This window comes from Streptomyces sp. NPDC002643, from assembly GCF_053592555.1.
In genome coordinates this window covers 207,936-231,922 of sequence record NZ_JBSFVY010000001.1, presented here as the reverse complement: position 1 = coordinate 231,922, position 23,987 = coordinate 207,936, and the positions used below count along the sequence as shown (strand labels likewise).

General features: G+C 70.5%; 22 protein-coding genes and 1 pseudogene. 16 read left to right on the top strand and 7 right to left on the bottom strand.

Annotated features, from left to right (window positions below):
- The first annotated feature begins 25 nt into the window (after positions 1-25).
- From ACWD4G_RS01025 to ACWD4G_RS01010, 4 genes are all read left to right on the top strand, one after another.
- A complete protein-coding gene (locus ACWD4G_RS01025) occupies positions 26-1,426 on the top strand; it encodes a M1 family metallopeptidase (protein WP_451290273.1) in 1,401 nt (466 codons plus the stop codon).
- 180 nt (positions 1,427-1,606) lie between these two features.
- Positions 1,607-2,008 (top strand): peptidoglycan-binding domain-containing protein, encoded by a 402-nt coding sequence (locus ACWD4G_RS01020; RefSeq protein WP_451289949.1) that lies wholly within the window; start codon positions 1,607-1,609, stop codon positions 2,006-2,008.
- An 81-nt stretch (positions 2,009-2,089) separates the two neighbouring features.
- Positions 2,090-2,848, top strand: a complete 759-nt coding sequence (locus ACWD4G_RS01015; RefSeq protein WP_451289948.1) for an N-acetylmuramoyl-L-alanine amidase — start codon at positions 2,090-2,092, stop codon at positions 2,846-2,848.
- 73 nt (positions 2,849-2,921) lie between these two features.
- Entirely contained in the window at positions 2,922-3,443 is a 522-nt protein-coding gene (locus tag ACWD4G_RS01010; protein WP_451289947.1) for a YchJ family protein, read from the top strand.
- Between the two features lie 55 nt (positions 3,444-3,498).
- Here ACWD4G_RS01010 and ACWD4G_RS01005 read toward each other — a convergent pair whose 3' ends face one another.
- On the bottom strand, positions 3,499-4,224 hold the full coding sequence (locus ACWD4G_RS01005; protein ID WP_451289945.1) for a FadR/GntR family transcriptional regulator: 726 nt from the start codon (positions 4,222-4,224) through the stop codon (positions 3,499-3,501).
- Between the two features lie 196 nt (positions 4,225-4,420).
- Between ACWD4G_RS01005 and ACWD4G_RS01000 the strand changes: the two genes are divergently transcribed.
- Positions 4,421-4,936, top strand: a complete 516-nt coding sequence (locus tag ACWD4G_RS01000) for a gluconokinase (protein ID WP_451289944.1) — start codon at positions 4,421-4,423, stop codon at positions 4,934-4,936.
- A 52-nt stretch (positions 4,937-4,988) separates the two neighbouring features.
- A pseudogene (locus tag ACWD4G_RS00995) lies at positions 4,989-6,336 on the top strand (GntT/GntP/DsdX family permease).
- A gap of 49 nt (positions 6,337-6,385) precedes the next feature.
- On the opposite strand, the gene ACWD4G_RS00990 reads toward ACWD4G_RS00995, so the two are convergent.
- The 3 genes from ACWD4G_RS00990 to ACWD4G_RS00980 form a co-directional block, all read right to left on the bottom strand.
- Positions 6,386-7,096 carry a cytochrome b/b6 domain-containing protein gene (locus tag ACWD4G_RS00990; protein ID WP_451289943.1) on the bottom strand — a complete coding sequence of 237 codons (711 nt, stop codon included), beginning with the start codon at positions 7,094-7,096 and terminating at the stop codon, positions 6,386-6,388.
- Positions 7,080-7,835, bottom strand: a complete 756-nt coding sequence (locus ACWD4G_RS00985) for a molybdopterin-dependent oxidoreductase (RefSeq protein ID WP_451289941.1) — start codon at positions 7,833-7,835, stop codon at positions 7,080-7,082. The genes ACWD4G_RS00990 and ACWD4G_RS00985 overlap by 17 nt, the downstream gene beginning before the upstream one ends.
- Positions 7,836-7,934: 99 nt before the next feature.
- Positions 7,935-9,590 carry an FAD-binding dehydrogenase gene (locus ACWD4G_RS00980; RefSeq protein WP_451289940.1) on the bottom strand — a complete coding sequence of 552 codons (1,656 nt, stop codon included), beginning with the start codon at positions 9,588-9,590 and terminating at the stop codon, positions 7,935-7,937.
- Between the two features lie 249 nt (positions 9,591-9,839).
- Between ACWD4G_RS00980 and ACWD4G_RS00975 the strand changes: the two genes are divergently transcribed.
- From ACWD4G_RS00975 to ACWD4G_RS00940, 8 genes are all read left to right on the top strand, one after another.
- On the top strand, positions 9,840-10,757 hold the full coding sequence (locus tag ACWD4G_RS00975; protein ID WP_451289939.1) for a DMT family transporter: 918 nt from the start codon (positions 9,840-9,842) through the stop codon (positions 10,755-10,757).
- A gap of 77 nt (positions 10,758-10,834) precedes the next feature.
- Positions 10,835-11,347 carry an NUDIX hydrolase gene (locus ACWD4G_RS00970; RefSeq protein ID WP_451289937.1) on the top strand — a complete coding sequence of 171 codons (513 nt, stop codon included), beginning with the start codon at positions 10,835-10,837 and terminating at the stop codon, positions 11,345-11,347.
- Positions 11,348-11,592: 245 nt separating this feature from the next.
- Positions 11,593-11,985, top strand: coding sequence for a YidH family protein (locus ACWD4G_RS00965; protein ID WP_451289936.1), 393 nt, complete (start codon positions 11,593-11,595; stop codon positions 11,983-11,985).
- The gene (locus ACWD4G_RS00960) at positions 11,982-12,308 is read left to right on the top strand and encodes a DUF202 domain-containing protein (protein ID WP_451289935.1); all 327 of its coding nucleotides are present in this window, start codon (positions 11,982-11,984) and stop codon (positions 12,306-12,308) included. Before ACWD4G_RS00965 ends, ACWD4G_RS00960 begins: the two co-directional genes overlap by 4 nt.
- A 164-nt stretch (positions 12,309-12,472) precedes the next feature.
- The gene (locus ACWD4G_RS00955; RefSeq protein ID WP_451289934.1) at positions 12,473-12,769 is read left to right on the top strand and encodes a hypothetical protein; all 297 of its coding nucleotides are present in this window, start codon (positions 12,473-12,475) and stop codon (positions 12,767-12,769) included.
- Between the two features lie 143 nt (positions 12,770-12,912).
- Complete coding sequence (locus tag ACWD4G_RS00950; protein ID WP_451289933.1) at positions 12,913-13,824, top strand: MBL fold metallo-hydrolase; 912 nt, start codon at positions 12,913-12,915, stop codon at positions 13,822-13,824.
- A 163-nt stretch (positions 13,825-13,987) separates the two neighbouring features.
- Complete coding sequence (locus ACWD4G_RS00945) at positions 13,988-15,160, top strand: phosphotransferase family protein (RefSeq protein ID WP_451289932.1); 1,173 nt, start codon at positions 13,988-13,990, stop codon at positions 15,158-15,160.
- A gap of 6 nt (positions 15,161-15,166) precedes the next feature.
- Positions 15,167-16,381: an acyl-CoA dehydrogenase family protein gene (locus ACWD4G_RS00940; protein WP_451289931.1), complete on the top strand. Its 1,215-nt coding sequence runs from the start codon at positions 15,167-15,169 to the stop codon at positions 16,379-16,381.
- Between the two features lie 181 nt (positions 16,382-16,562).
- On the opposite strand, the gene ACWD4G_RS00935 is transcribed toward ACWD4G_RS00940, so the two are convergent.
- Positions 16,563-17,156 carry a TetR/AcrR family transcriptional regulator gene (locus tag ACWD4G_RS00935; protein ID WP_451289929.1) on the bottom strand — a complete coding sequence of 198 codons (594 nt, stop codon included), beginning with the start codon at positions 17,154-17,156 and terminating at the stop codon, positions 16,563-16,565.
- Between the two features lie 140 nt (positions 17,157-17,296).
- Complete coding sequence (locus ACWD4G_RS00930; protein ID WP_451290272.1) at positions 17,297-18,061, bottom strand: SDR family oxidoreductase; 765 nt, start codon at positions 18,059-18,061, stop codon at positions 17,297-17,299.
- A 183-nt stretch (positions 18,062-18,244) separates the two neighbouring features.
- On the opposite strand from ACWD4G_RS00930, the gene ACWD4G_RS00925 reads away from it, so the two are divergent.
- Positions 18,245-19,474 (top strand): exo-beta-N-acetylmuramidase NamZ family protein, encoded by a 1,230-nt coding sequence (locus ACWD4G_RS00925; RefSeq protein ID WP_451289928.1) that lies wholly within the window; start codon positions 18,245-18,247, stop codon positions 19,472-19,474.
- Between the two features lie 123 nt (positions 19,475-19,597).
- Positions 19,598-20,932, top strand: coding sequence for a serine-threonine protein kinase (locus tag ACWD4G_RS00920; protein ID WP_451289927.1), 1,335 nt, complete (start codon positions 19,598-19,600; stop codon positions 20,930-20,932).
- 229 nt (positions 20,933-21,161) lie between these two features.
- On the opposite strand, the gene ACWD4G_RS00915 is transcribed toward ACWD4G_RS00920, so the two are convergent.
- Positions 21,162-23,975 carry a penicillin acylase family protein gene (locus ACWD4G_RS00915; RefSeq protein ID WP_451289926.1) on the bottom strand — a complete coding sequence of 938 codons (2,814 nt, stop codon included), beginning with the start codon at positions 23,973-23,975 and terminating at the stop codon, positions 21,162-21,164.
- Between the last annotated feature and the right edge of the window lie 12 nt (positions 23,976-23,987).

The window sequence follows — 23,987 nt, the reverse complement described above, 5'->3', positions numbered from 1 at the left end:
CGCGGAGCGGGGAGCAGACGCAGCGGTGGCGGTACAGCAGGCAGTGGGTCAGGACTCGTATTTCCCGGCGAACGGCGACCCTCGTTACCGGGTGCACCGGTATGAGCTGGCCGTGGACTACCGCCCGGGTCCCAACCGGCTGTCCGGCACCGCCCGGCTCAACGCCATAGCGGGCCGGGCCGCGCTCCCCGAATTCCAGCTGAACCTGGCCGACTTCAAGATCGGCCGGGTACGGGTGGACGGCCGCGCCCCGCACTACACCCACCGGGGCGGCAGGCTGCGCATCCGCCCGGCGAAGCCGATACGGGCCGGGGCCGCGTTCACCGTCGAGGTGCAGTGGTCGGGCAATCCCAAGCCGGTCAACAGCCCCTGGGGCGGCCTCGGTTGGGAGGAGCTGACCGACGGGGCGCTGGTGGCGAGCCAGCCAACCGGGGCGCCGTCCTGGTACCCGTGCAACGACCGGCCCGCCGACAAGGCCTCGTACCACATCTCGATCACCACACCCTCCGCGTACCAGGTGGTCGCGGGCGGACGGCTGCTCACGCGTACGGCGAAGGCGTCCACGACGACATGGGTGTACGAGCAGTCGGCGCCGACGTCGAGCTATCTCGTGGGGCTGTCGATCGGCAAGTACCAGACGGTGGTGCTGGGCGACCCGAGGCCCGGCGGTATCCCGCAGACCGGGCACATCCCGGCCCATCTCCTGCCGCAGTTCTCCAGGGACTTCGCGCGGCAGCCCGCCATGATGGAACTCTTCGAGGAGCTCTTCGGCCCGTACCCGTTCGGGGAGTACGCGGTCGTGGTGACCGAGGAGGAGCTCGATGTCCCCGTCGAGGCGCAGGGGTTGTCGCTGTTCGGCGCCAACCACGTGGACGGGGTGCGGGGTTCGGAGCGGCTGGTCGCGCATGAGCTGGCCCATCAGTGGTTCGGCAACAACGTGTCCATCGCCGACTGGCGGCACATCTGGCTGAACGAAGGTTTCGCCAAGTACGCCGAGTGGCTGTGGTCCGAGCGCTCGGGCGACCGTACGGCACAGCAACTGGCCGCCGCCGCCCACCGGAAGCTCGCCGGGCTGCCCCAGGACCTGCGCATCGGCGACCCCGGGCGCAAGCAGATGTTCGACGATCGTCTGTACGAGCGCGGTGGGCTCACGGTCCATGCCCTGCGCTGTGCCATGGGCGATCCGGCGTTCTTCCGCATGCTGAAGGGGTGGTCGGGCGTCCATCGGGGCGGTTCGGTCACGACGGCGACGTTCACCGCGCACGCCGCTCGGTACGCCGAGGGTCCGTTGGACGGTCTCTTCGAGGCGTGGCTGCACGAGCCGGCCCTGCCGCCGCTGCCCACGCCGCCGTCCCGCCCACCGCTGAAGGGGCCTGCCGTGCCGGCCCGGCCGACCTATCCGCCGACGAACGCGGGGTCGGCGTAGGGCAGGGCTGGCTTGGCAGGAGGGGAAGCGGAACGTCCCGTTCGTTCCTCGGGTTCGGGCCTCTGCCTGCGTTTTTCGGCCTGGTTCGAATGAGCATGACAGTGGCCATGGGCCGTCGGGACCATCGAGACACGCCAGTACGGCTCCGCGATCGCGGACCGACACCTTGGAGTGTCACGTATGAGAACGAAGAACCGGATCGCGGTGCTCCTCGCCGCGGCGGCCCTGCCGCTGACCGGGATGGCCGGCGCCGCCCCGAGCGCGAACGCCGCGCCGCGGATCGACGATCACTGCGCCGCCCGCTACTGGGACACCAGCTGGCCCCCGCCCACGGTCTCCCAGGGCTCCGTCGACACGACCACCCCGTCCGCCGTCATGCTCGCCCAGTGCTATCTGAATCTGTCCATGTCGGGCGACAACCTTGACGTCGACGGCCAGTTCGGGCCGCTCTCGAACACCGCGACCCTGAGGTTCCAGTCCTGCGCCGGCCTCGTCGACGACGGGTACGTCGGCATCAACACCTGGACCGGTCTGCGCACTTGGGCAACCAGCACGAGCTATGTGTGCGACCTCGATCTGTGATTCCTGTGATTTGTGATGCCTGTGATGCCCGTGATGCGCGCCCACGGGCCGACACCGCGCCGCCGCTTCAGAAGGGTTGACATGAACTTCGGACACTCCGATCCCACCGGTCCTGCCAAGTCGTTAGGTCGGCGCACGCTGCTGGGGGCGCTCGGTGCCGCCGTCGTGACCGGAGCGCTGACCCGTCCGGCCGCCGCGAACACCGCCTCGTCAGCCATGGCTGATTACGTACTGCTGACCCGGGCGGACTGGGGCGCCGACGAGAGCCTGCGCTTCGAAGCGGACGGCAGCGAGACCTGGCCGGGCGAGTACTACCCCGTCCAGACGCTGTCGGTCCATCACACCGACAGTCCGAACGGCGAGGCCGACCCCGCGGCCCGGGTCCGCACCATCTACCGCGACCAGGCGGTCACCCAGGGGTGGGGCGACATCGGCTACAACTACCTGATCGACGCGAGCGGCCGGGTCTACGAAGGGCGCTGGTCCGGCACCGACGGGGACCCCGCGCACAACGCCGCCGGGCGGCTGGTCACCGGCGCCCACATCGGCGGGTACAACTCGGGCAACGTCGGAATCTGCCTGCTGGGCTCGTTCAACGACACCGCGCCGACGTCCGCCGCGCGGGGCGCCCTCGTCCAGTTGCTCGCCGAACTGGCCGTACGGCACTCCATCGACCCGCTGCAGGAGAAGGTCGTCTACGTCAACCCCGTCAGCGGCGCCATCTGGGACGGGCCCGCGATCTCCGGCCACCGCAACTGGGCGGCCACCGACTGCCCCGGCGGCACGCTGTACGCGCGGCTCCCGGCGATCCGTACGGCCGTCGCCGACCTGATCGCCTGAGACCACGGCGACCTGGCGCCGGGCAGGACGGGCCTGGGGCAGGGGGCAGGGCGGGGGCGGGCAGAATGGGGGCATGTCGTCGCGTCGTAGGTCCAGGTCCACGTCGGCGGGCTCTGCCAAGGGCGCCGGGAAGCCGAGGTCTTCGGGCCGGGTGGTGGCCGGGGCCTCGTCCGGGGCCTCGTCGTACGGCGGTCGGCCCTGCCCCTGTGGGCTCCCGGAGAGTTACGACCGCTGCTGTGGCCGCTTCCACTCGGCGGCCCGGACAGCCCCGGCCGGTATGACCCCTGCGGGCACCGCCGTCGCGCCGACCGCCGAGGCGTTGATGCGGTCCCGGTACAGCGCGTTCGTGGTGGGCGACGAGGCGTATCTGCTGCGGACCTGGCATCCCCGGACGCGCCCCGCGAGCCTCGGCCTCAATCCCGCCATGCGCTGGACCGGGCTGGAGATCCTCGGCACCAGCGAGGGGTCGGCCTTCCACACCACCGGCACCGTCACCTTCCGGGCCTCGTACCGGGGCGGGGCGCTGCAGGAGCGCAGCCGGTTCGAGCGGGTGGAGGGGGCGTGGGTGTACGTGGACGGGGAGTTCCCGGAGTAGGCCCGGCCCCCGGGGATCACGGACAGGTCCCCCGGTGCCCGGGACTGCGGACAGGTCAATCGGCGGCTGCGGTCTGGCCGTTGGGGGCCAGGATGTCCAGTTCCTTGAGGGCGCCCTCGGTGATCTCACGGGTGAGGTGTTCGGCGCGCGCGGGGTCGCCCTCGCGGATCGCCTCGGCGACCTGGACATGGAGGGTGACGGCGGCCGGGTCGGGGTCATGGAACATGACCTCGTGATGGGTGCGCCCCGCCAGGACCTCTTCGACCACATCTCCGAGCCGGGCGAACATCTCGTTGCCGGAGGCGTTGAGGATGATCCGGTGGAAGGCGACGTCGTGCCGGAGATAGCCCTCCAGCCTGTGGCCGCGTGAGTTGGCGACCATCCCGAGGGCGCACTCGGTGAGTTCGGCGCACTGCTCGGCGGTGGCGTTGCGCGCCGCGAGTCCCGCAGCGATCGGTTCGACGGCCGAGCGGAGCACGGTGAGCGAGCGCAGCTGACGGGGGCGGTCGGAGCCGGCCAGCCGCCAGCGGATGACCTGGGGGTCGTAGACGTTCCACTCGGCGGTCGGGCGGACGATCACGCCCACCCGGCGGCGGGACTCCACCAGATGCATGGACTCCAGGACGCGGACCGCCTCGCGCATCACCGAGCGGGACACCTCGAAGGTCTGGGCGAGTTCGTCGGTGCGCAGCACGCTGCCCGGCGGGTACTCGCCCGCGGTGATCGCCGGCCCGAGGCTCTCCAGTACTCGGCCGTGCAGCCCCCGGCCCGCTGTGCTCATGGGGATCAGGGTACGAGTCGACGGAAGCGAAGAAAAAGTCAGACTTATTTGGGGACGGGGCTTGAATTCGTCGTACCTAATGGGCTTCAGTGTCGTGGACGTCGGGTGACGTCCCCGTCGTCGACGGGTTGTCGACGACAGGTGTCGGCCGACTCGGTTGTCGGCTCTGAAGTCGGTGTGGACAAGCGAGGTAGTGATGGGTACCCCTCCCGTCGTCGTGGTGATGGGCGTGGCAGGCACCGGGAAGACCACGATCGGTCCCCTGCTCGCGGCCCGGTTCGGTGTGCCGTACGCCGAGGGCGACGACTTCCATCCCGAGGCCAACATCGCCAAGATGTCGGCCGGGATTCCCCTGGACGACACGGACCGGTGGCCCTGGCTGGACGCCATCGGCCAGTGGGCGCACGACCGGGCGGGCCTCGGCGGGGTGGTCAGCTGCTCCGCGCTGAAGCGCGGCTACCGGGACCGGCTGCGGGCCGCCGCGCCCGGGGTCGTCTTCGTCCACCTCACCGGCGAACGCTCACTCGTCGAGGACCGGATGTCGCACCGGCAGGGGCACTTCATGCCGACGGCGCTGCTCGACTCGCAGTACGCCACGCTGCAGCCGCTCGCGGCGGACGAGGCGGGTGTGGCGGTGGATGTCGAGGGCAGCCCCGAGGACATCACCGAGCGGGCGTTCACCGCGCTGCGGGGGCCGGGCCCGACGTCGTAGCGCTCGACTTCGTAGCTGCTCGGGCGTCGTAGCTGCGGACCCCGTCGAGCCGATCACCTCGGCGGGGCACGCTCAACTCGGGATCGCCGTACTGCTCGGCATCGCCGTCATCGTCGTCCTCATCACCCAGTTCAAGGTGCACGCCTTTCTGGCGCTGACCATCGGCTCGCTCGCGCTGGGCGCGTTCGCGGGGGCGCCGCTGGACAAGGCGATCGCGAGTTTCACCACCGGGCTCGGTGCGATCGTGGCCGGGGTGGGTGTGCTGATCGCGCTGGGCGCGGTCCTCGGCAAGCCGCTCGCGGACTCCGGGGGCGCCGACGAGATCGTCGACACGATTCTCGCCCGGGCCCGGGGGCGGGCGATGCCATGGGCGATGGTGCTGATCGCCTCGGTCATCGGGCTGCGCTGTTCTTCGAGGTCGGGATGGTGCTGCTGATCCCGGTGGTGCTGATGGTCGCCAAGCGGGGCAATTACTCGCTGATGCGGATCGGCATCCCGGCCCTCGCGGGTCTGTCCGTGATGCACGGGCTCATCCCGCCGCACCCCGGTCCGCTGGTCGCGATCGACGCCGTGAAGGCCAACCTGGGCGTGACGCTGGCGCTGGGCCTGCTGGTGGCGATACCCACGGTGATCATCGCCGGTCCGCCGTTCTCGAAGTACGCGGCGCGGCGGGTGGACGTACCGGTGCCGGAGCGGATGATCCAGTCCAGGCCCTCGGAGGAACTGAGGAAGCGGCCCGGCTTCGGCGCGACCGTGGCGACCGTCCTGCTGCCCGTGGTCCTGATGCTGGCCAAGGCGCTGGTGGACATCGTCGTGGACGACCCCGAGAACATGGTGCAGCGGGTCTTCGACGTCGCCGGCTCGCCGCTGATCGCGCTGCTGGCGGCGGTGCTCGTGGGCATGTTCACGCTGGGGCGGGCGGCCGGGTTCACCAAGGAGCGGCTGGGGTCGACCGTGGAGACGTCCCTCGCGCCGATCGCGGGCATCCTGCTGATCGTCGGCGCGGGCGGCGGTTTCAAGCAGACGCTGATCGACTCCGGGGTCGGGCGGATGATCCTGGAGATCTCCGAGGACTGGTCGATCCCGGCGCTGGTGCTGGCCTGGCTGATCGCGGTGGCCATCCGGCTGGCCACGGGTTCGGCGACCGTCGCGACGATCTCGGCGGCCGGCCTCGTGGCCCCGCTCGCCGCCGACATGTCCACCACCCACACCGCCCTGCTGGTCCTCGCCATCGGCGCCGGCTCCCTCTTCTTCAGCCATGTCAACGACGCCGGGTTCTGGATGGTCAAGGAGTACTTCGGCATGACGGTCGGCCAGACCATCAGAGCTGGTCGGTGATGGAGACGATCGTCTCGGTGGTGGCGGGGGCGATCGTGCTGCTGTTGTCGCTGGTGATCTAGGGGTGGTCCAGGGACGATCCAGGGTCTGTCGTCCGGTCCGCTGTGGTGGCTACGGCCGCCACAGCGGATGTTCGCGGTCGGCCCACTCTTCGCTGACCAGGCCCGTACGCAGGCCCCGTCTGGCTTCCGGGTCGCCCAGGGCCATGCCGATGTGGCCGGCGAGGACGATGCCGATGGTCAGGGCCAGCCAGTCGTGGACGAAGGTCGCGCTGGTGCGCCACATCAGGGGGGTGAGGTGGGTGAACCACATCATCAGGCCCGTGGCGAGCATGACCAGGGTCGCGCCGGCGATCCAGGAGGCGTAGAGCTTCTGGCCCGCGTTGAACTTGGCGGCCGGGCGGGGTCCGGGCAGACGGCGGCGGGCGGCGCGCAGCCAGACGCGGTCGTGCGGGCCCCAGCGGTTCAGTCGGCCCAGGTCGGCGCGGAACGCGCGGGAGGCGAGGCCCGCGAGGACCGGGACGGGCAGGAGCAGGCCCGTCCACTGGTGGACCGTGACCACCAGGGCCCGGCGGCCGACCAGTTCGGCGAGCGCGGGGACGTACAGACAGGCCGCCGTCACCACGCACACGCCCATCAGCAGGGCGGTCGTGCGGTGAATCCAGCGTTCGGCGACCGTGAAGCGCCGGACGCGGGCCTCACCGGGCGCCTCCGAGACTCCGGTCGGCTCGGTCGGCTCGGTCGGCTCGGTCGGCTCGGTCGGCTCGGTCGGCTCGGTCGGCTCGGTCGGCTCCAAGGGTGGGGCCTCAGGTCGTCGGTTCATCGTCCCGCCCGTTCGATCGGCCGACCCACGCGTCGATGTCGTAGCCCCGGTTCTCCCAGTAGCCCGGCCGGACCTTCTCCGTGAGGGTGATGCCGGAGAGCCACTTGGCCGACTTGTAGAAGTACATGGGGGCGACGTAGAGGCGTACGGGGCCGCCGTGGTTGTGGCCGAGGTCCTTGTCCTGCATCCGCAGGGCGACCAGGACGTCCGCGCGGCGGGCCTGTTCGAGGGTGAGGCTCTCGCTGTAGGCGCCGTCGAAGCAGGTGAAGCGGACCGCGCCGGCCGACGACTTCACCCCGGCCGCGTCCAGCAGCGCGGACAGTCGTACACCCTCGAACGGTGTCTTGGGCACCCGCCAGCCGGTCACGCACTGCACGTCCTTCACCATGCGTGTCTGCGGCAGGGCTCTCAGTTCGTCCAGGGTGTACGACGTCGGCCTGTCGACGAGGCCGTCGATGGTGAGCCGGTAGGTGTCGGCGTTCTTGCGGGGGACGGACGACGTGACCGAGTAGTAGCGGAAGCCGCCGCCGTTGGGCAGCAGCCCGGTCAGCCCCGTGGGGTCCTTGGACGCGGCCTCGCCGAGGAAGGCTTCGAGGCCGCGTTGGAGCACGGGGGCGGAGACCACGCCGAGGGCGCCCAGGCCGAGGGTGCCGAGGAGGATGCGGCGTCCGATGGGGGCGCCGCGCTCTTCGGCTGCCGGTTCGGGGTGTTCCTCTGCCGGGGGATGTTCAGGGTTCACATACCGATTCGAACATCCGCCGCCGCTGTCGGGCCAGCGACGGCGGGAACTCGTCAGAATTTCGTCATCCGGCCCGGGCAGGCGCCCCGGGCGCGGGCGTCAGGCCGTCGCCTTGGCCGCCGCCCTGCCGGCCGTACGGCCGGAGAACAGACAGCCGCCGAGGAAGGTGCCCTCCAGCGAGCGGTAGCCGTGGACGCCGCCGCCTCCGAAGCCGGCCGCCTCGCCCGCGGCGTACACGCCCTCCAGTGGGTCGCCGCCCTCGGTGAGGACGCGGGAGGAGAGGTCCGTCTCCAGGCCGCCGAGGGTCTTGCGGGTGAGGATGTTGAGGCGGACGGCGATCAGCGGGCCCGCCTTGGGGTCGAGGATGCGGTGCGGGGTGGCGGTGCGGATGAGCTTGTCGCCGAGGTAGTTGCGGGCGCCCCGGATGGCCATGACCTGGAGGTCCTTGGTGAAGGGGTTGGCGACCTCGCGGTCACGGAAGACGATCTCGCGGCGCAGGTCGGCCTCGTCGATCAGCGGTTCCTTGGTGAGCGCGTTCATGCCCCGGACGAGGGCGCCGAGGTCCTTCTCGACGACGAAGTCGACGCCGTGGTCCATGAACGCCTTCACCGGGCCGGGCACGTCCGCGCGGGCGCGGCCCAGCACATCGCGGATGGACTTGCCGGTCAGGTCGGGGTTCTGCTCGGAGCCGGAGAGGGCGAACTCCTTGCCGATGATCTTCTGGTCGAGGACGAACCAGGTGTAGTCGTACCCGGTCCTCATGATGTGTTCGAGCGTGCCGAGGGTGTCGAAGCCGGGGAAGAGCGGGACCGGCAGTCGCTTGCCGCGTGCGTCGAGCCAGAGTGAGGACGGGCCGGGGAGGACACGGATGCCGTGGTTCTCCCAGATGGGGTTCCAGTTCTGGATGCCCTCGGTGTAGTGCCACATCCGGTCGCGGTTGATGAGGTGCGCGCCCGCCTCCTCGGCGATGGCGAGCATCTTGCCGTCGACGTGCGCGGGCACGCCGGAGATCATCTTCTCCGGGGGGTTGCCGAGGCGCTTCGGCCAGTTGGCGCGGACGAGATCGTGGTTGCCGCCGATGCCACCGGAGGTGACGATCACCGCCTGGGCCTTGAGTTCGAAGGCGCCGGTGACGGTACGGCTGCTGGCCTGGCCGCGTTCGATCGTCGAGGGTTCGAGAATCTCGCCGGTGACGGTGTCCACGGCCCCGGCACTGCGCGACAGCCCGGTCACGCGGTGCCGGAACTTCAGCTGGACGAGCCCCCGGGCCACGCCCTCCCGCACCCGGCGCTCGAAGGGCGCGACCAGCCCCGGCCCGGTGCCCCAGGTGATGTGGAAGCGGGGTACGGAGTTGCCGTGGCCGCCCGCGTCGTAGCCGCCGCGCTCGGCCCAGCCGACCACGGGGAAGAAGCGGACGCCCTGCTTGTGCAGCCACGACCGCTTCTCGGTGGCCGCGAAGTTGACGTACGCCTCGGCCCACTTGCGGGGCCAGTGGTCCTCCTCGCGGTCGAAGGCGGCGGTGCCCATCCAGTCCTGGAGGGCGAGGGCGTGGCTGTCCTTGATCCGCAGCCGGCGCTGCTCGGGCGAGTCGACGAAGAAGAGCCCGCCGAACGACCAGTGCGCCTGGCCGCCGATCGACTGCTCGGGCTCCTGGTCGAGGAGGATCACCTTGCGACCCGCGTCGACGAGCTCCGCGGTCGCCGCGAGCCCGGCGAGGCCCGCCCCGATCACGATCACATCTGCGTCGTACGACATGGAGGACGTCCTCTCGGGAACGGGTCAGGCAAGCGCGGGCGGGCCGGGGCAGAGCGGAACAGGCACCGCCCGGCGCTTTGTTACTGGCCGGTCAGCAGCTTTGTGGCATCAGATCCTTCGGCACGGAAGTGACCTAGTCAACTGCGTGGATGTGTCTCGTCTTACGGACAGCCCACAGCCGGGCGGTTAGAGTTCCAAGACACGCACATTGCCCGTTATGTCCCCTCCTGATCGTCCGAGGTACCCAGCGTGTCGGTTCTCGTCCTGATCCTCGCCGTGAGCGCCGCCTGTTGCCTGGGCTTCGGTTTCGTCCTTCAGCAGCAGGCGGCCTCGCACGCGCCGCTGAGCGACTTCCTCTCGCCCCGGCTGCTGCTCGACCTGATCCGGGTGCCGCGCTGGCTCGGCGGCATCGGGCTGATGGTGTGCGGTATGGCACTCGGCGCGATCGCGCTCGGGCAGGGCGAGGTCTCCCTGGTGGAACCCCTCCTCGCCACCAACCTCCTCTTCGCCCTCGCCCTCTCCCGCCGCCGCACCAGACAGCGGCTGGGCCGCCAGGGCTGGGCGGGGCTGATGCTCCTCGCGGGCGGGGTGAGCGCGTTCATAGTCGCCGGCCGGCCGGAGGGCGGCGACGCGCACGGCGACCCGTTCCGGCAGTGGCTGATCATCGGCGTCATGCTGGGCCTCGCCCTGCTCATGACGACCTACGCCAAGCGCTCCCGCCTGGGCGCCGCGCCGGCCCTGCTGGCCGTCGCCGCCGGGCTCCTCTACGGCGTCCAGGACGCGCTCACCCGGGTCAGCGGCCAGCGGTTCGCCGAGGACGGCTGGGGCGGCCTGTTCACCACCTGGCAGCCGTACGGTGTCCTGCTGCTCGGCGTCACCGGGCTCCTCCTCGTGCAGAGCGCCTTCGAGACGGCACCGCTGCGGATGTCGTTGCCCGCCCTGACCGCCGCCCAGCCCCTCGCGGGCATCGCCTGCGGAGTCGGCTTCCTCGGCGACCGGCTGAACACCGACCCCGGCGCCCTCGCCTGGGAGACGGCGGGCCTCGCGGGCATCGTCGCCGGCGTCGTCCTGCTGGGCATGCACCCGGCGATGCCGTGCGGGGCGGCCGGGGGCCGCGCGGAGCCGGTGGGACAGCTACGGCCGGCCGCCGCCGAGGGGACGGCCTGAGGGAGCCCGGCGACGGCCTGGCGACGGGCCTGCTTGGATGCGCGGCCCGCGTGGACGGAGCCTGCTTGGATGGGGGCATGAGCAGCGCCGCCGACGAGATCCTCGACATCGTGGACGAGAACGACCAGGTCATCGGGCAGGCCCCGCGCGGTGAGGTGTACGCGCGCGGGATGCGACACCGGGCCGTGTTCGTCCTGGCCAGAGACGGCGAGGGGCGGATCTTCGTCCACCGCCGGACCCCCACGAAGCTGATCTTCCCCTCCCTGTACGACCTCTTCGTCGGCGGAGTCGTCGGCGCGGGCGAGTCCTACGACGCCGCCGCCCTCCGCGAGGCCGAGGAGGAACTCGGCGTCACCGGCCTGCCGCGGCCGACCCCGCTCTTCAAGTTCCTGTACGACGACGGGGCCGACCGTACGTGGTGGTCGGCGGTGTACGAGGTGCGCTGCGAGGTGCCTGTGCGGCCGCAGCTGGAGGAAGTCGCCTGGTACGACTTCCTGACGGAGGGGGAGATCGAGCGGCGGCTCGGGGAGTGGGAGTGGGTGCCGGATGGGATGGCGGCGTGGGATCGGCTGCGGCTGCGGGGCGCCTAATAGCTCGGGGGTGGCGCCTAATAGCTCGGGGGGCGAAGGTTGTCGGGCGACTACGGGTGGTGTGTGGTTGCTCGCGCAGTTCCCCGCGCCCCTGAAAAGCAGGGGCTGCGCCCCGTGCTTTTCGGCCCGCAGGGGCCGTGTCTTTTAGGGGCGCGGGGAACTACGCGACCAGCCCCCACCCACCCGCAGTCGCCCGACAACCCCACCCCCGAGCTATTAGGCACCCAACCGATAATGTCCAACACATGATCGATTTCGTACGGAACGTCCGTCTCTGGTTCGCCCCGGAGGAGATCCGGGGCGAAGGAGAGACCCCGGACTACCGGTTCTCGCTGGCGAACGAGCGGACCTTCCTCGCCTGGCTGCGGACCGCGCTCGCGCTGATCGGCGGCGGCTTCGCGGTGGACCAGTTCCTGCCGGACCTCCGCTGGGGCTGGCGGGTCGGTCTGGCACTGGCGCTGCTCGCCGCGGGCGTCCTGTGTGCGTTCCGCGCGGTGAACCACTGGGTGCGGTGCGAGCGGGCGATGCGGCGCGGCGCGGATCTGCCGGTGTCCCGCTTCCCGGCGGTGCTCGGCCTGGTCGTGGCGGTCGTCGCGATCGCCATGGTGGTGGTCGTCCTGCTGGGGTGGGAGGGATGACCCCCGGGCGCCCGGCCGCCGAGGAACGGGACCCGGGGCTGCAGCCCGAGCGCACCCGCCTGGCGTGGCGGCGTACGACCCTCACGGCCGCCGCGGTCGCCGTACTGGCCATGAAATCGGCGCTCCACGACGGCCCCTCGGTACCCGGTGTGGCCGCCGCCGCCCTCTGCGCGGCACTGTGGCCGGCCTTCCTCGGCCTCGCCCACCGGCGGATCACCGCCCTCGCCCGGCCCCGGCCGACCGCCCTCGCGCCCCGGGTCGCCGCGGTGGCCGTCCTGTGCACGGTCGCCCTCGCGGCGTGCGGCGCGGCGCTGGTGTTCTGACCCTGCACCTGTTCGGAGCCGGCACCTGTTCTGAGCCGCCCTCCGGACACCCTGACCGAAAAGTGGGCACCCCTTGGCGGGCGCATGGGGTTTCAAAAAGGGAAAAGCGGGACTCGCGCGCTTAGCCTGCCTGTGTCCGACACGCACCACCGAAGGCGAGCACCATGACCACCCTTCATCAGGAACACCCGGTCCACGACCACGCCCACGGCCCGGACTGCGGCCACACCCCGGTGCCGCACGGCGACCACACCGACTACGCGCACGACGGTCATCTGCACCGCGAGCACTCCGACCACTGGGACGAGTGCGAGCCGAGCGGACACACCGCGCACGAGGGCCACTCCCATGAGCACGGCGAGGGCTGCGGCCATGCCGCGGTCACCCACGGCGACCACATGGACTATGTGCACGACGGCCACCGTCACGCCGCGCACGAGGGCCACTGGGACGACCACTGAGGCCCGTCGGCCGACCGGCCGGTAACCGGCACTAGCACACTCACCTGCGGTGTTTCCGCACACCCCGGATTCCCGTCGATCGCCGTCGACTGGCAGGCTCTGAGCACCAGTTGGCGACGATCGGGGGGACCAAGGGGGTCATGATGACCGCGGAAGAGCCGTACACCGTCGAGTTGGCGAGCGATGTGTACGCGTATGTGCAGCCGGACGGCGGCTGGTGTCTCAACAACTCCGGTTTCGTGAGCGACGGGACGAGCACGCTGCTGGTGGACACCGCGGCGACCGAACGCCGGACCCGCGCCCTGGGTGCCGCCCTCGACGCCACCGGCGTCCCGAAGCCGAACCTCCTCGTCAACACCCACCACCACGGCGACCACACCTACGGCAACGGCTACTTCACGCCCGCCGCCACCCTCGTCTCGCACTCCGCGTGCCGCCGTGAGGCCCTGGCCAGCGGACAGCACCTGCATCTGCTGTGGCCCCGGACCGACTTCGGGGACGTCAGCATCAAGGGCGCGGACGTCACGTACGACGACCGTGTGACCGTCCATGTCGGGGACATCGAGGCGCGGATCATCCACCCCGGGATCTCGCACACCGTCGGCGACTCGCTGGTCTGGCTGCCGCACCGGCGGATTCTGTTCGCCGGGGATCTCGTCTTCGAGGGCGGTACGCCGTTCTTCCTGATGGGGTCGCTGAGCGGCTCGCTGCGGGCGCTCGCCCTGATGCGGGAGCTGGGCGCGGAGACCGTCGTACCGGGGCACGGGCCGGTCACCGATCCGTCGGCGTTCGACCGGGCCGAGCGGTACATCCGGTTTGTGGCGGAGGTCGCCGAGAAGTCGCACGCGGCCGGGCTCACTCCCCTGGAGGCGGCCCGGGGCACGGATCTCGGGGAGTTCGCGGCGCTTCCGGAGAGCGAGCGGCTGGTGGCCAATCTGCGCCGGGCGTACGCCGAGCTCGACGGGCACCCGGAGGGCGAGGGCGTGGACCCGTTCGCGGGATTCATGGACATGGCGACCGTCAACGGCGGGCAGATGATGACCTGCCACGCCTGACGTGCACCAGGCGCCTCGGCCATGTCGTGGTCAGTGCGACGGGGTCCGGTCCACCGGCCGTATCCCGTCGAGAGTCGGGTCGCTTCCCCGCCACCCACTGGACGACATACCGACCGGTCGGCATCATAGGTGCGTTCCCTTCACCCGCCCGCTAGGAGCGACGATGCGACCAGACCAACCGCCAGGTCTCGATCCCGACCGGCTCCGCGCCCTGCTCGACACCGAGCGGCCCGGCCTGGTCGCCGGTCCGCTCACCGGCCGGCTGATCGAGGGCGGACGGTCGAACCTGACGTACGAGGTCACGGACGGCGTCACCAAGTGGGTCGTACGACGTCCGCCGCTCGGCCATGTACTGGCGACCGCGCACGACATGAAGCGCGAGCACCGGGTGATCAGCGCCCTGCACCCCACCGATGTGCCCGTGCCGCGCCCCGTACTGCTGTGCGAGGACGAGAAGGTGCTGGGCGCCCCGTTCTACGTCATGGAGTTCGTGGAGGGCACCCCGTACCGCACCGCCGAGCAGCTCGCCCCGCTGGGCGCCGAGCGCACCCGGGCGGCGATCCTGGGGCTGGTGGACACGCTGGTCGAGCTGCACGCGGTCGACCCCGCCGAGGTGGGCCTCGCCGACTTCGGGCGCCCGGAGGGCTTCCTGGACCGTCAGCTGCGGCGCTGGGGCAAGCAGCTGGACGCGTCCCGCAACCGCGAACTGGCGGGCATCGACGAACTGCACACCGCTCTCGGCCGTCAGCTGCCGGACTCCCCCGCCGCGACCGTCGTACACGGCGACTACCGCCTCGACAACGTCCTGCTCGGCCCCGCGAGTGAGCCGCAGGGGCGCGCCGGTGTCGAGAGTCCGAACGCGCGGAGGCCCGAAGGGCTGAGCACGATCGGGCTCTCGACACCGGCAGAAAGCGCCGCGGAGGCGAACGAGCAAGAAGGAGGTGCCGACAGGATCAAGGCGATTCTCGACTGGGAGATGTCCACGCTCGGCGATCCGCTGACCGATCTCGGGCTGCTGGTGATGTACAGCGTGCCGCTCGGGCTGGGTGACTCGCCCGTCTCGACGACCGCGGCGGCCGTGGGGCATCCGCACCCGGTCGAGTTGATCGAACGCTATGCGGCGCGCTCGGGGCGCGATGTGTCGGCGGTCTCCTGGTACACGGCGTTCGCGTGGTTCAAGCTCGCCGTGATCCTGGAGGGCATCCACTACCGGTACACGCTCGGCCAGACGGTCGGCCGCGGCTTCGACCGCATCGGCGACCTCGTCCCCGTCTTCATCGACCACGGCCTGACGACGCTTCGTACGGGCACCGCTTCCGGCTCCCAGGAGGGCTGATCCGCCATGGACTTCGCATTCGACGCCCGTACGGAGGAGCTGCGCGCCAAGCTCCTCGCGTTCATGGACGAGTACGTGTACCCGGCGGAGGCCGTGGCCGAGGAGCAGCGGGCCGAGCCGGCCTCGCCGTGGGACACCCCGGCCGTGGTGGAGGAGCTGAAGGCCGAGGCCCGCCGCCAGGGCCTGTGGAACCTCTTCCTGCCGGACTCCGCGTACGGGGCCGGGCTCACCAACCTCCAGTACGCGCCGCTCGCCGAGATCACCGGGCGTTCGCCGCAGCTGGCGCCGACCGCGTTGAACTGCGCGGCGCCGGACACCGGGAACATGGAGGTGCTGACCCAGTTCGGTGACGAGCGGCAGCGGAAGCAGTGGCTGGAGCCGTTGCTCGCCGGGGAGATCCGCTCGGCGTTCGCGATGACCGAGCCCGAGGTGGCCTCGTCCGACGCCACCAACATCACCACGCGCATCGAGCGGGACGGCGACGACTACGTCATCACCGGGCGGAAGTGGTACATCTCCGGGGCGATGAACCCGGACTGCCGGATCTTCATCGTGATGGGCAAGACCGACCCGGACGGGGCCGACATCCGGCGTCAGCAGTCCATGGTGCTGGTCCCCCGTGACACCCCGGGTGTGACCGTCAAGCGGGCTATGCGGGTCTTCGGGTACGAGGACCACTACCACGGCGGTCACGCCGAGGTGATCTTCGACCACGCGCGTGTGCCGGTGTCGAACCTGATCGGTGAGGAGGGCGGCGGCTTCGCCATCGCCCAGGCGAGGCTCGGGCCGGGGCGTATCCACCACTGTATGCGGCTCATCGGCATGGCGGAGCGGGCGATCGAGTTGATGTGCCGGCGGGCGGTGTCGCGGGAGGCGTTCGGCAAGGCGCTGGGCCAGCAGGGGGTGGTCCACAACTGGATCGCCGATGCGCGGGTGACGGTGGAGCAGTTGCGGCTGCTGGTGCTGAAGACGGCGTGGTTGATGGACACCGTGGGCAACAAGGGGGCGCATACCGAGATCCAGGCGATCAAGATCGCTACGCCTCGTGCGGTGGTCGACATCATCGATCGGGCGATCCAGTTGCACGGGGCGGGTGGGGTGAGTCAGGACTTCCCGTTGGCGGAGTTGTATGCGGGGGCGCGGACGTTGATGATCGCGGATGGGCCGGATGAGGTGCATCAGCGGTCGTTGGCTCGGCGGGAGTTGAAGCGGTATCTGTGAGGCTGGGGGGCGGGTGAGGGGTTTTTCGCCCCCGCCGCCCCTACCCTTCCCGTCCTCCAGGGGCTGTGCCCCTTCGACCCCCTTGGGCGCCTAGTAGCTCGGGGGTTCGTGTGTTTGGGCGGGTGCGGGTGTGTCGTGGTTGCTCGCGCAGTTCCCCGCGCCCCTTTGGGGGCGCTGCCCCTCAGGGGCGCAGGGCCCTCAACAGCAGGTCCGCCAAGTGGTCCGCTACCTCCTGGGGGGGCATCGGTCCGTCCGGGTGGTACCACGTCGACAGGTGGTGGACCGAGCCGAAGTGGTAGTCGACGACCAGGTCCGCCGGGGTCGCCTTGGAGAAGACGCCGGACTGCTGGCCCTCCTCGACGAGGGCGCGGAAGCGTTCGTGGTAGCGGCGGCGTTCGGCGCGTACCTGTTTGTTCTTCTCGGGGCTCAGATGGTGCATCGAGCGGAAGAAGATCATCGCGTCGTCGAGGTTCTCGATGGTGGTGACGACCACGTCGGCCGCCGCCGCCCTCAGTCGCTTCTCGATCGGCTCGTCGGCGCCCGCGAACGCGTCGAGCCGCTCCTGCTGGACGCGCAGCACGCGCGCGTACACCTCGTGCAGCAGATCGTCCTTGGAGCCGAAGTAGTGGTACAGCGCGCCCTTGGTGACGCCCGCCGCCTCGACGATCTCCTGTACGGAGGTCCGGTCGTAGCCCTGCTCGGCGAAGAGCCGGGTGGCGGCGGCGAGGAGCCGCTGCGGAACGGGAACTCCCTCTCCGTCCGTCGTCCTGGGCACTGCGCCACCTGCCTTTCCGAGGTTCTGTCGTCGCCTACTGGTCGCCCGTATGCCGCCCGCCGGTTCCCTCACCGGAGGAAATGCGATGCTTGCCGGAGGATCATCCCACTCTCCGGCAGCCGTCCGCCGAGCAGGTCCGTTCAGCCGGCCGTCTCCCATTTCCGCTGGATGTGGTTCATGTTCGTCAGCCAGCGCTCCGGGTCGGCGGCCCGCGCCCGGTAGTAATCGGCGGCCTCCGGATGCGGAAGGATCAGGAACCGGTCCTTCTCCATCCCCTCGAAGAGCGCGTCCGCGACCGCCTCCGGCTCGATCGCCGTCGGCTTGAGCACCAGTTCCCCCGCGCTCCCGGAGGCGGTCAGCATGTCCGTACGCACCCCCTGGGGGCAGATCGCGTGCACCTTGAGCCCCCGGTGCCGATAGGTGAGCGACAGCCACTCGGCGAAGGCGTACGCCCCGTGCTTGGTGACGCTGTAGGGGGCCGCCCCGATCATGGTGAGCAGCCCGGCGGCCGAGACCGTGGACACGAACCGCCCGCTCCCCCGCTCCAGCCAGGCGGGCAGCAGCTCGTGGGCGGCCCGTACATGCGCCATCACGTTCACGTCCCAGGCGAGGGCCCAGACGGACTCGTCGGCCGCTTCGGTGCCACCCGAGGCCACCCCCGCGTTCGCGCAGTACACGTCGACGGTGCCGCCGAGAGCGTCCCGAGCGGCGCCGACGATCGAGGACGCGTCCCCGGGCACGGCGATCCCACCGATCTCGTCGGCCACGGCCTGGGCCCGCTCCCCATCGAGGTCGTTCACCACAACCCGGGCCCCTTCGGCAGCGAACCGCCGAGCCAGCGCGGCCCCGATCCCGCCTCCGGCTCCGGTGACGACGACACCGGCACCCTGCACAACTCCCACGATGGGTCCCCTTCGACCAAACGGCTCGACTTGGGCATCAGACTAACCAGTCGGTATGCACCTGAGAAGGGGCGCCCAAGGCCACGCCTGCCTTTAGGGGCGCGGGGAACTGCGCGACCAGCCCCCACCAACCCGCAGACTGAGAACGGACACGCGGAAGCACTCCCCCCAACCGACGGAGTCACAGTGCACGTCTCCCGCCGAACCTTCCTCGCCGCCTCCACCGCCGCCGCCGGCATAACCGCCCCACCCCCGGCCACGGCCGCCCGCCCAGGGCTCCGTACCGGCTTCGAGCAACTGATGGCCTCCGGCTACGAGCCCCTCGGCGGCCAGAAGATCGGCATCGTCACCAACCCCACGGGCGTGACCCGGGACGTCCGGCACATCGTCGACGTGATGCACGCCGACGACCGGGTGAACCTGAAGGCGGTCTTCGGCCCGGAGCACGGTTTTCGCGGGACCGCGCAGGCCGGGGGCTCCGAGGGCCGTCACGACGACCCGGCGACGGGGCTGCCGGTCTACGACACGTACCAGAAGAGCGGCAGACCGCTGGCGGACATCTTCACGGCCTCCGGTGTGGACACGATCGTGTTCGACATCCAGGACGTCGGCGCCCGCTTCTACACGTACGTCTGGACGCTGTACGACTGCATGGAGGCGGCCGGACTCGCCGGCAAGCGCTTCGTCGTGCTGGACCGGCCGAACCCGGTGACCGGGCGCTCCGCCGAAGGCCCGGTGCTGCACAAGGAGTTCGCGTCGTTCGTCGGGCGGCAGCCCGTCGCGCAGGCCCACGGGATGACGGTGGCCGAGCTGGCGCGGCTGTTCAACGGGGAGTTCCTTCAGACGCCGGTCCCCTTGGAGACCGTACTGATGTCGGAGTGGAAGCGGTCCCGGTTCCTCGACGAGGCGCTGCCGTGGGTGCCGCCGAGCCCGAACATGCCGACGCCCGACACCGCGTTGGTGTACTCCGGGACGTGTCTGTTCGAGGGGACGAATCTGTCGGAGGGGCGGGGTACGACCCGGCCGTTCGAACTGCTCGGCGCGGAGGGCGTCGACCGGCGGTGGGCGGAGGCGGCGAACGAACTGGGGCTGCCGGGTGTGCGCTTCAGGGAGGCGTACTTCGCGCCGACGTTCTCCAAGTTCCAGGGGAAGACGATCGGCGGGGTGCAGCTCCATGTCGAGGACCGGGCGGCGTACGACCCGGTGCGCACCGGTATCGGGCTCCTGGTGACCGCCAAGCGGGTGTGGAGCGGGTTCGCGTGGCGTTCCGACAACTGGATCGACAAGCTGACCGGTTCGGCGCGGGTGCGCACGATGATCGACGCGGGGGCGGACACGGCCGAGGTGGTGGGCGGCTGGGAGGAGGAACTGGCGGCGTTCAGGCGGGTGCGGAAGGAGTATCTGCTCTATCGGTGACCGAACGTCCGCTCTGCCGGTGACCGAACGTCATGTGCCTTTACGTGACGTATGGCCATCCCCCGCCGTTGGCAGGACCATGCGCCTGGGCGCACCACCAACGGGGGCCGAAGGGGGCTCGTCATGGCGAATCCGGAAATGAGCGTGACTCCCTACTGGGAACTGACCTTCGACGCGGACGGGGATGTGGACACCGGGCAGCGGGACCGGTTGTTCGAGGGCGTCGTGCGGCGCGGGGTGGTGGATCTGGTGGTCTTCGCGCACGGCTGGAACAACGACAGGTCCGGTGCGACACGGCTCTACGACCGCTTCTTCGCCCCGTTCCCGGCACTCGCGCCCCACGCGAAGCTCGGGTATGTCGGGGTGCTGTGGCCGGCGATGCGGTTCTCGGACGAGCCGATCCCGGACTTCGAACGGGCCCCGGTCGCCGCCCCCGGCCGCCCCGCGAGGCTGGACGAGGCCACCCGGCGCGCGCTCGTGGAGGTCTTCCCGGGGCGGGCCGAGGTCGTCGAGCGGCTCGGCCGGCTGTTGGAGCGGCGGCCGGACGAGGCGGCCTCGTTGGAGGAGTTCGGGCGGTTGACGCGGCTGCTGGTGGAGGTGCCGCCGGAGGGGCCGAGGGACGCTTTCGAGGCGGACACGGTGATGGAGGGGGTGTCGGAGGGCACCCCGGGGATGCTGTGCTCGGACACGGTGACGGTGTGCGAGGAGTTCGCGGCGGCGCTGGCGGAGGTCGAGGGCCACGGGGCCTCCCCCGCCGTCGCGACCGGTGTTCCCCTCGGCCCGCCCCAGGCGTGGGACGGCGCCCATGAACTCCTGCGGCAGGCCACGTACTTCGCGATGAAGCGCCGGGCCGGGACGGTCGGTGAGCGGGGGCTCGGGCGGCTGCTGGGGCAGCTCGCGCGGAAGGCGCCGAAGGTGAGGGTGCACCTCGTGGGGCACAGCTTCGGGGCCCGGCTGGTGTCGTTCGCGTTGCACGGTCTGCCGGAGGGCGTGCGTACGGTGAAGTCGGTGACGCTGCTCCAGGCGGCCTTCTCCCACTACGCGTTCGCGGCGCGGCTGCCGCACGACAGGGGGGCGAGTGGGGTGTTGAACGGTCGGCAGAAGCGCGTCGACGGCCCCTTGGTGTGCTGTCACTCCAAGCACGACTCGGCCCTTGGCACGATCTATCCGCTCGCCTCCCGGATGGCGGGCGACTCACGGACGGTCCTGGGCCTCAGCGTGAACAGTCTCCTGGGCACGAAATGGGGTGCGCTCGGCTATGGGGGAATCCGCGCGGTCGAGGGCACCCGGTCCTTCAAGCTCGCCGACGCCCTCAAGTCCCGACTGCCCACGTCCGGCTGTGTGAACATCGACGCCGCCGCCGTAGTGAAGAACGGAGGCCCACCTTCCGGCGCCCACAGCGACATCTGCCACCGGGAGTTGGCGAGGGTGGTGCTGTCAGCGGGCCGTATCGGATGAGCCGCCGCCAACAGTCGTTGGCCAACAGGCGTTGGCCCACGCGCGTTAGCCGACTGGCGTTGACCCACACGCGTTGACCCACCCGGCGTTGGCCTACAGGCGTTGGCCCACATAGGTTGGCCGACCGCCGTTGACCCACACACGTTGACCCACAAGTGTTGGCCCGCCAGCGTGGGCCCACCGGCGTTGGCCAACAACCGTTTGCCAACGCCGGTTTGCCCACTGCCGTTTACCGATGCGAGGTGAACTCCACGACCTGCTGGAACGTCGGGCGGTTCTGCCAGCTGATCTTGGTGTGGTTGATGCCGCCCAGGGGCTGCTGGATGATCGAGTCGGCGCACCACTGGTCGCCCGCCGAGCAGTACTCGTCGCCGGGGTAGACCTGTGCGGCGGTCTTGCCGGCCGCTTCCTTCAGGGTATCGATCAGGATCGTGCGGCAGGCGCTGAGGGTGCCGCCGCCGCAGTACTCCTGGGCCAGGGGTCCCTGGACCGTCTCACCGAGCACCGAGCGGATGTCCTTGTCGACGTAGCTCCACCAGCCGTACTGGAAGGAGCTGCCCGCGTGGGACCCGGTCGGACCGTGGGCGGCCGACGGGGCCTCGTCGATGGGGAGATTGGCGGTCATGGCGGTGTACAGCTCGCTCCCGAGGCCCGGTTCGAACTGGGCCTTCACCAGCAGCGGCCACCAGGCGTCCAGGATGCGGATGGCCTCGGCGCCCGCGTAGGTCTTCGAACCGGCGGAGGTCTCCGTCCGCTTGGAGCCCGAGGTCACCCAGGTCTGGAGCTTGGTGACCGCCGCCGCTGCCGTCGAGTCGGTGACCGTACTGCTGTTGATGACCTTCAGCAGGTCCGGGACCACGTCCTCGGCGCGGAGGTCGGCGAGGCCCGCCTCGGCCATGGCCTTGGTGAGCGAGGCCCTGGTGACTCCGCCGGCCGCGACCAGGCGTTTCACCCGGTCGTCCAGCAGATTGCCCCGGTGGACGGAGCCGTTGCCCCAGGGGGCGGAGGGGTAGTCCTTGGCCTGCTTGTTGTTCCAGGAGATGTAGTAGTCCTGGTCGATGGAGTTGGGGTGCTGGGAGGGCGGGGTGTAGTCGGCGACGTTGGTGGCCGGGTTCCAGCCCTGCCACTCGTACGCGGCCTGCGCCCAGGCCGGGAACTCGGCGTCGACGTTCGCGGCGCGCACCGGGTTGTCGCCGCTGTTGTAGTACGCGGTGTGCTCGGAGTCGGCGTAGAACCAGTTGAAGGTGTAGTTGATGTTCTGGACGGCCTTCTGGAAGGTCTCGGGGCCCGTGACGTAGTCGGGGTCGTTGAGCATCTGGAAGCCGATGATCGACTCGGCCTCGTTCAGGTAGGAGGAGCGCAGGGTGGTGTAGGCGACCTTCTTGCCGTCGACCGTGGCGCGGTGGGTGACGGGGCCGTACTTGGTGCGCCAGACCTGCATCCGGTACGAGCCGGCCGGGGTGTCGTCGGCGGTGGTGGGCTTCCAGGCGTTGGTCTGCTCGACCTTCTCCATGGCCGTGCAGGTGCCGTGGTACAGGTAGTGGACGTCGTCCTGGCACAGCTCGACGGCGTAGGAGTCGATGATGTCCTGGCCGGAGGTGGTGGCGCTCCAGGCGTAGTCCTGGCCGCGGCCGAGGTGGACGTACATGCTCAGGCCGGCGAAGGAGGCGCCTCGGGCGCTGATGCCGGGGCCCTGGATCTCCTGGAGCATCAGCAACTGCGGGGCGAAGTAGCCGGTCTGGGGGCCGAAGACGGCGATGGGGTGGCCGCTCGCGGTGTGTTCGCCGCTGACGACGAGGGCGTTGGACATGCCGCGTCGGGCGGAGCTGAGGGCGGACTCGGTCGCCTCTTCCGACACGCTGGTCGAGGCGGTGGTGGCGGCGCTGCCGGTGCGGTCGTAGACGAGGGGTTCCTCGGTGACCGTGCCGTCGTCGGGGAGGGCCATGCCCTGAGGGTTCGCGGGCTTGGTGGCGTAGGGGAAGCTGCCGTCGTGGACGGTGAGGGCGGCCTCGGGGTCGTTGCGCTCGCGGAAGGACTCCCAGACCTCGGTGCCCTGGGTGACGCCGTACTTCTCCTGGGCGGCCAGCAGTGACAGGGCGTTGTTGACCTCGCCGCCGCCCCCGGAGCCGAAGAGGGCGCCGATGACGGAGGCCAGGGCGACCAGGTCGGTGGGCTTGAAGTGCTCGATGGTGCCTTCGTTGGTGACGGAGTCCTTGTGGCCGGTCAGGACGTACTCGCCGGGGAAGTAGCGGCCGCTGTCGGAGGCGTCGATGTAGGCGTTGATACCGGCGATGTAGGCGTTGACGTCGGCGAGGGCCTGCTGTCCGCGCTCGCCGTTCGCCGCCACGGCGTTGTCGATCTGGGCCTGGAGGTCGGCCTCGGTGTACGGGGCGTGGCGCCAGAACTCCTGTTCCAGGCCCTGGTTGGATTCGGCGCCGCCCGCGAACGGGGTCAGCTGGCCGCGTCCGACGTGCCGGAAGACGTCCATCAGCCACAGCCGGTCCTGGGCGGCGGCGTACCCGGCGCCGAACTCGGTGCCGTAGCGGGTGGTGCCCGTGATGTGCGGCACCCCGGTCTTCGTGTCGCGGACGATGGTGACGTCGGTGCGACCGGCCGGGTTCAGGGTGGAGGCGACCTGGTCGGAGGCGACACCGAAGGAGGCGTCGTTGAAGAAGGTGTTGATGGTGGCGTTGGTGAGGCCGGTGTAGCCGGTGGCCAGGTTGTTGTAGGGGCCGAGTTGGTTGCTCGCGTTCTCCGGCATGGTGCCGAAGGCCTGGTTGAGGAGGATCTGGGCGAGGGTGGCGTTGCCGTTCTGGCCGGGCGGCAGGATGTCGGAGCACTGTCCGCCGCAGTAGTCGGTGACGGCGGCGGCCTCGACGGCCTGGGTGTCGGCGGCGGCCGCCGGGGAAGCCGGGGAAAGAGGTGACAAAAGACCGGCAACGAGTGCGCATATCGAGGCGGCCTTGAGGAACTCCCGGAATCGGCGGGGAGTTCTCAGTCTGTCAGGTGCGGTGCGTGAGGTGCGTGGGGTGCGCCATGGCATGGCAGCTCCTCC

Bases quoted from the DNA above. Each gene is read 5' to 3' on its own strand.
- ACWD4G_RS00970 (WP_451289937.1), top strand. From the start codon at position 10,835: ATGAGCAGCGCCGCCGACGAGATCCTCGACATCGTGGACGAGAACGAC.
- ACWD4G_RS00945 (WP_451289932.1), top strand. From the start codon at position 13,988: ATGCGACCAGACCAACCGCCAGGTCTCGATCCCGACCGGCTCCGCGCC.
- ACWD4G_RS00940 (WP_451289931.1), top strand. From the start codon at position 15,167: ATGGACTTCGCATTCGACGCCCGTACGGAGGAGCTGCGCGCCAAGCTC.
- ACWD4G_RS00965 (WP_451289936.1), top strand. From the start codon at position 11,593: ATGATCGATTTCGTACGGAACGTCCGTCTCTGGTTCGCCCCGGAGGAG.
- ACWD4G_RS00920 (WP_451289927.1), top strand. From the start codon at position 19,598: ATGGCGAATCCGGAAATGAGCGTGACTCCCTACTGGGAACTGACCTTC.
- ACWD4G_RS00950 (WP_451289933.1), top strand. From the start codon at position 12,913: ATGACCGCGGAAGAGCCGTACACCGTCGAGTTGGCGAGCGATGTGTAC.
- ACWD4G_RS01015 (WP_451289948.1), top strand. From the start codon at position 2,090: ATGAACTTCGGACACTCCGATCCCACCGGTCCTGCCAAGTCGTTAGGT.
- ACWD4G_RS01020 (WP_451289949.1), top strand. From the start codon at position 1,607: ATGAGAACGAAGAACCGGATCGCGGTGCTCCTCGCCGCGGCGGCCCTG.
- ACWD4G_RS01000 (WP_451289944.1), top strand. From the start codon at position 4,421: ATGGGTACCCCTCCCGTCGTCGTGGTGATGGGCGTGGCAGGCACCGGG.
- ACWD4G_RS00980 (WP_451289940.1), bottom strand. From the start codon at position 9,590: ATGTCGTACGACGCAGATGTGATCGTGATCGGGGCGGGCCTCGCCGGG.
- ACWD4G_RS01010 (WP_451289947.1), top strand. From the start codon at position 2,922: ATGTCGTCGCGTCGTAGGTCCAGGTCCACGTCGGCGGGCTCTGCCAAG.
- ACWD4G_RS01005 (WP_451289945.1), bottom strand. From the start codon at position 4,224: ATGAGCACAGCGGGCCGGGGGCTGCACGGCCGAGTACTGGAGAGCCTC.
- ACWD4G_RS00990 (WP_451289943.1), bottom strand. From the start codon at position 7,096: ATGAACCGACGACCTGAGGCCCCACCCTTGGAGCCGACCGAGCCGACC.
- ACWD4G_RS00915 (WP_451289926.1), bottom strand. From the start codon at position 23,975: ATGCCATGGCGCACCCCACGCACCTCACGCACCGCACCTGACAGACTG.
- ACWD4G_RS00955 (WP_451289934.1), top strand. From the start codon at position 12,473: ATGACCACCCTTCATCAGGAACACCCGGTCCACGACCACGCCCACGGC.
- ACWD4G_RS00960 (WP_451289935.1), top strand. From the start codon at position 11,982: ATGACCCCCGGGCGCCCGGCCGCCGAGGAACGGGACCCGGGGCTGCAG.